Annotated in this window: 6 protein-coding genes; all 6 read left to right on the top strand. The window is 24.1% G+C overall.

The window, feature by feature from the left end:
- Positions 1 to 47: 47 nt before the first annotated feature.
- The 6 genes from NK213_RS18655 (at position 48) to NK213_RS18630 (ending at position 5,635) form a co-directional block, all read left to right on the top strand.
- Complete coding sequence (locus NK213_RS18655) at positions 48 to 779, top strand: hypothetical protein (RefSeq protein ID WP_253352064.1); 732 nt, start codon at positions 48 to 50, stop codon at positions 777 to 779.
- 532 nt (positions 780 to 1,311) lie between these two features.
- On the top strand, positions 1,312 to 2,073 hold the full coding sequence (locus NK213_RS18650) for a hypothetical protein (RefSeq protein WP_253352062.1): 762 nt from the start codon (positions 1,312 to 1,314) through the stop codon (positions 2,071 to 2,073).
- Positions 2,074 to 2,078: 5 nt separating this feature from the next.
- Positions 2,079 to 3,587: a hypothetical protein gene (locus tag NK213_RS18645; RefSeq protein WP_253352060.1), complete on the top strand. Its 1,509-nt coding sequence runs from the start codon at positions 2,079 to 2,081 to the stop codon at positions 3,585 to 3,587.
- Positions 3,588 to 3,637: 50 nt separating this feature from the next.
- Entirely contained in the window at positions 3,638 to 4,498 is an 861-nt protein-coding gene (locus tag NK213_RS18640) for a hypothetical protein (protein ID WP_253352058.1), read from the top strand.
- Between the two features lie 124 nt (positions 4,499 to 4,622).
- Positions 4,623 to 5,066 carry a hypothetical protein gene (locus tag NK213_RS18635; RefSeq protein WP_253352056.1) on the top strand — a complete coding sequence of 148 codons (444 nt, stop codon included), beginning with the start codon at positions 4,623 to 4,625 and terminating at the stop codon, positions 5,064 to 5,066.
- Between the two features lie 95 nt (positions 5,067 to 5,161).
- Positions 5,162 to 5,635 carry a hypothetical protein gene (locus tag NK213_RS18630; protein WP_253352054.1) on the top strand — a complete coding sequence of 158 codons (474 nt, stop codon included), beginning with the start codon at positions 5,162 to 5,164 and terminating at the stop codon, positions 5,633 to 5,635.
- The last annotated feature ends 348 nt before the right edge of the window (positions 5,636 to 5,983 follow it).

The following is a 5,983-nucleotide window of genomic DNA, read 5'->3' as shown; positions in this document are numbered from 1 at the left end:
ATTTCGGACACCTGCCTTCTCTCAATTAGTTTACACAATCAAGATTTTTGTGTCCACTTTTTCATACTAACACCAGAGGATATTTACTTGTTATTGACAATGGACAGAGCGAAAAAGGATTAATAAGCTTAGTCTTAGAAAATAAATTTATAACTTTTGTGTTCGGAATTTCTAAAACTCTTTTAGGTACACTGGGTGTTATAAATGGAATTGAAACAATAGGAGCAAGTGAAGGCAATGGATTTGTTTTTACTTATGGACTTTCAACAACTGTAAGTTCAGTAGATTTATTAGGTTCAGGGATTATAGATATATGGAATGCATTATCTGATAATACTGAAGATAATGGTACATATCCAATAGTTGATATAGCAGGTACTTTAGGTGGAAGTGTGTTAGGAAAGATAGGAAGTTTTTATGATAAAGAAGATACTTGGGAACAATATGGAATAATTGTTGGCAGAGGGGCAATGAATACATTTGAATTTATATCATTAGCTGGTGGAATAAAGGATTTAGGAAAAGGAATTGCTAGAAGTTCCAAAGAAATGGAATTTGTGTTTAAATTTAATAAAAAACAAAATGGAATATTAAAAGCAGTCGGTGAGGCAACATTTGAAGGTATTACAGAAAATGGATTAATAACTAAACTTGCGGCTCAGGGAAGTGACTTAAATGCTGGAATAACTATGCTCTTAACTGATATAAAATTTGAAGAATTGGAAACAATAGATAGAATAAAAGAGATAAAGGAATATGAGAGAGAAAATATAAATTGATCATAAGGAGATAAAGATATGAAAAAGATGAATAATTTGAAAGTATTTAAAATAATAGATTATATATATTTTTTTATTTTGGCTATAAGTTATTTTTTTATTATAGCTAAAAAATATAAACATATAAGTGGTGAAAATTTTATTTTTTTGTTTGGAGCTGGAATAGGAATTATAATCATTTATTTTAGGTTATTTAGAGTAAAAAGAAATTTTAGATGGTATGAGTATATAATAATAGGAATAAATATTATTGCTATATTTTTTTATTTTCAATATGGAGTATTCATATCAGTATTTTCACATGTTTTTTTATTATTTAATTTATATATGTTGTATTACCCAAGATTAAGAAACAAGTCTAAGCCAAACAAAGTAGATAAATTTGTATATGTATATATAATAGTATTTTCAATACTAACTCCTGTTTTCACATTATTATTTGCTGTTTTAGTAAAATATAAAATAGTATAAAATATATACTTAAAATTTGAGTCTTAGTATAAATATAACATTGAAAGGTAATGGAATAATTATGATAAAAACATGTAAAATAAAAACAAGAACGAATTTTTATATTATTGAAGATGGAATCAAAGGCTTATTTCGTGAGAGTTTATCTGAAACAGAAGCAGAAATAGAATTTATAAAATATTTTAGTAATAAAATAGCAGTACAAATAGAAATAAAATCTAAAGAATCTAAAAATGTAAATATTGATAATAGCACAAAATTATTTTTTGATAAATTTGATGAACCAGGAAGAAAATTAAATTTCATACTTAATGATAAAAATGAACTGGAGAAATGCATTAATTTAGATGAAATAGCAGAAAAATGGGAGACAATAAAGAAAAGTGTAGAAATTAATGAAGAAATTGAGCAATTTATATTTCAAATGGATAAAATGTATAAGAATAAAAAAATATTAAATGAGACAACAAAAGAATTATATTTTTTGCCTTACTTTTTTAGAGACTACACAGATGGGGAGAATATTATTAAATTTAAAAAGTTACTTTTCAATTTTGATTTTCCTATGAAAATAATAATTCAAAATGGAGTAATTAATGGACAATTGAATCATTTAGAATTTAATGATGTTGATTTTAAGAAGACAGTAAGAAATTATTTCAATTTATCAAAGGATAAGATGCTACAAATAGAAGCTAAATTAAATGGAACCATTGAAAATAGAAATAGTTATTTTCCTATATTGGATCTAGAAACAGTAATTTATGTGGAAAATTTACTTGAAAAAAGAGAAAAAATAAAAATAGAATATTTAGGTAGGTGAATTTTATGGAAAAAGGATATGGAGTAACTAAAGGTAAATATGATTATGATATAAAAATATTTGAACAGGTAATTTTTAATACAAAATATTTAGATAATGAAGAAAATAAAATAGAAAATACAGAGAAATGGGAAATAACAATTGATTTTTATGATATTAATAAAGTAAAATATAATTTAAATAATAAAGAAATCAAAACTGAAAAAGAAATTTCAAATAAGAAATATCTTGAGAGAATAGAGAGTACGTTTTCAGAACTACATTTTTCCTTAAAAGAAAGTGGAGAAATAGATGCATTGATTGATTATGGAATAATAATTGAAAAATGGGATGAAGTAAAAAAAAAATTAAATTTTGAAAGATTAGATTCTAAAGAAACCAAATTTCTTTTTAAGATGGATTATATAATAAAAAATCAATTGATGGAATATTCTTTAGTTAAAACAGGAGTGTTGCCAATTATCTTTTCGTCGATATTAAAAAATCAATTTGATAAAGATACAGAAATAGAATTTGAGTTAAATATAGAAAAGATATTTCCCAATATGATAATTCCTATTAAATATATGGGACAAGTTGAAGATATAAAAAAAGAAATTGTTTATATAAGTGCTTTTGGAAGTTTGAGAGAATTAGAATTGGATTTTTACAGATTAAAAGAAATTCACGAAGAAATATTGCCATTTAAGAAAATTGATAGAGTTATCCCTAAATTGCAGAGTAAAATAAATTATAGCTATGATCAGAAATTGAATGTTTTCAAAGAAATATATATGGAGTATTTATTTGAATTGAGTCCTTTAATAAAGAAAAAAGGGATATATGCTATTAAACAGAAAAAAAAGGATATGGAGATTATTCCTGAAATAATCAAATCAGAAAAAAAGGAAGAAGTATCCCAAATGATAAATAGAGATATTTTAAAATATTATGAATTATATGAATTTATATCAAATTCTAAAAAAACAAAAGGCTTTGATAATAATAAATTCCTAGAATTGATAGAAAATATAGAAAAATTGACATTGAACACAAATAAAGAAAAATTAGAATTATTATATGAAATAAACAACAATATATGGAATTTTCCATATTATGATATTAGGGATGAAGAAAGAAAAATGAATTTAGATGGAAGATATGAGAGGAAAAAAATACTCGATGGTCTGGTAAGAAAATTCGGTATAAAACCAGAGGAAGTAATTAATTATAAGGATATAGAAGAAATAAAAAGAAGAGTAAAGATTTATGATTTAAAGGGAGAGATATCTGATACTGATTTTCTAGTGCTATATAATCTAATTAATAGTTTTTATAATGAGATGATGGAGAAAATATGTAATGAAAAATTTTATATCTGGAATGACTATAAGAAGAGATTGTCATCAAACAAAGCAGAGGGAGCAGAAGAAGAGTATCAAAAGCGTTTGATATCAAATAAAGAAGAAAAAAGAAAAGAAATAGATAGTTTTGATGAAATGGTGAAAGACATATTGGAAGATATAGAAGAATAGTCAAAAAATAGTTTTAAAGCAGTGTTTATATTTAAAATATGGGAGAGACTATGTTGGATTGGGAATTTGACGAGTTAATAGAAGATGTTCAAGAAGGAATGAAGATGGCAAAGGAAGATTCAGATCATTTTAGTTTAATGGCAATTTGTTTAAATGATTTTGAGAACGCTTTCGAAATTGGAGAAATATCAGAAATTATAGTAATTCTATCAATGTTTATAATTCAATTTGAATGTTTAGTTATAAAAAGTGGACATTATAAATTATTAGAAGAAACAATTAAAAAATATGTTGAAATGGACAAAGAAAATATCACTTTACATCAAAAAAGAAAAATCGAAGAAACAATAGATTTTTATAATAAAAATATAGAAAAAATGAAAATATGGTGTGGAACCAAAAATAATGAAAAAGTATTTTGCCAAATAATTTTTGATGAAGATGGAAATAAAAAGATGGTGGAAATTGGAGAAAATATCTTAGATTCGGATTTTGATGATTTGGTAGAGATTGTTCATGATTTAATGGAAGCATCTGATGATAGAGAAAATAAACCCTCAATAATGGGATTATGTCTTGAAGAACTTGAAGAGGAGATGGAGAAAGGAGAAATTGAAAATATTACAATTTTATTAACAGCTTTTTATGAACAATCAAAATATTTTGAAATGTTTAAAGAAGTTTACTTTATGTTAGAAAAAGCAGTAGAAAATTATAAAGAGAAAAAAGAATTAAATTTATCTAAAAGACAAAAAAATAAAATTGATGATTTGATAGATTATTATAATGAGAATATCATAAATATGAAGTTACAAGGAGAAGATGTTAATAATAATATTGCTTATTTTAGTGTGAAAATAGATAATAATGGAAATAAAATTTTAGAAGAAATAAAAGAAAAATCATTATAAAGAAGGAAAAAGAAAAGAAATAGATAATTTCGATGAAATGGTGAAAGATATATTGGGGGATATAGAAGAATAGTCTAAAATGTAGTTTTAAAGCAGTATTTATATTTAAAATATGGGAGAGACTATGTTAGATAGTGAATTTGATGAATTAATGGAAGATGTAGAGGAGAGCGTGAAAGAATTTAATGAAACTACAGATTTAAAAGATTTAATAGCGAGAAGCTTGGATTATTATGAGGAACTTCTTGAAGAAGGAGAAATTGAAAGATTAACAGCAATATTATCAATATTTGGAGTAGCATTCAAAAACTTATTAATGACAACTTTCAACTATAATTTTTTAAATGAAACAATAAAAAACTATGATCTGATGAATAAGAGTAATTTTACAAACCATCAAAAAGAAAAATTAGAAGAAATGATAGATTTTTATAATGAAAATATAGGAAAAATGAAAATATGGTGCGGAACCAAAAATGATGAAAAAGTTTTTTGCCGAATAATTTTTGATGAAGATGGAAATAAAAAGATGGTGAAAATAGGAAAAACAACAGATGGAGATAAATAGTTTAAAGAAAATACTGAAAAGATACTGAACCAGAAATACAGGTAACTAAATCCAAAATTTAATTTTTGAAAATTAAGGACGTGGGGATATTGGGTGTGGATAATAACACAAAAGTAAGTGGGAAACTATTTAAAATAATAGAATTTATATATGCTGTATTGCTTATAACAGGGTACTTTTTAAATATAAAAGATTATATGAAAAAGCAACAAGAAGGAGGATTAGGGGATTTCTACACCTTTTTATTAGGTATAGGAATTTTAATAATATGTTACAGATTATTTACAGCAAAGAAGATGTTTAGATGGTATGAATATATAGTAATTGTATCCGGGATTGTTACAATGCTTATTAATCAAGGTGTTGGAGTATTTGTAAGTGTTTTATCATACATGATGTTGTTATATTCACTATACTTTGAATACGATCCTTCAATTAAAAGAAAAAATAAACTTACTAAAATAGATAAATACCTGCATATCTTTATAGTAACATTAGTATTGATGTTCTCAATATCTTCAGCGGGAATAGTTATTTTTAATAAATTAGGGGTTATTAGATGGGATTAAATAAGGCAAATGAAAAAATAAAAGCAGAATATCATAAAACTGAAAAAGAAAAATTATTTAAAATAATAGATTACATATATTTTTTTATTTTGATTGTAAGTTATTTTTTGATTATTGATAAAAAATACAAACATATAAGTGATGAAGATTTAGTTTTTTTTTGGTGCTGGAATTGGGATTATAATCATATATTTTAGGTTATTTAGAGTAGAAAAAATATTAAGATGGTATGAGTATACAATAATAGGGATAAATATTGTTACTATATTTTTTGAGAGCCTGTGATAAAAAGTCTGTAAATAAAAAAATCTTTTTATGATAAACTAAAAACAGGAGGACTTTATTATG

Origin of the sequence: Sebaldella sp. S0638 (assembly GCF_024158605.1) — a bacterium.
GTDB lineage: Bacteria > Fusobacteriota > Fusobacteriia > Fusobacteriales > Leptotrichiaceae > Sebaldella.
This window is presented reverse-complemented; position numbering and strand designations above follow the sequence as displayed.

Excerpts from the sequence above, each read along its gene's own strand:
- NK213_RS18650 (WP_253352062.1), top strand. The coding sequence starts at position 1,312 with ATGATAAAAACATGTAAAATAAAAACAAGAACGAATTTTTATATTATT.
- NK213_RS18645 (WP_253352060.1), top strand. The coding sequence starts at position 2,079 with ATGGAAAAAGGATATGGAGTAACTAAAGGTAAATATGATTATGATATA.
- NK213_RS18640 (WP_253352058.1), top strand. The coding sequence starts at position 3,638 with ATGTTGGATTGGGAATTTGACGAGTTAATAGAAGATGTTCAAGAAGGA.
- NK213_RS18635 (WP_253352056.1), top strand. The coding sequence starts at position 4,623 with ATGTTAGATAGTGAATTTGATGAATTAATGGAAGATGTAGAGGAGAGC.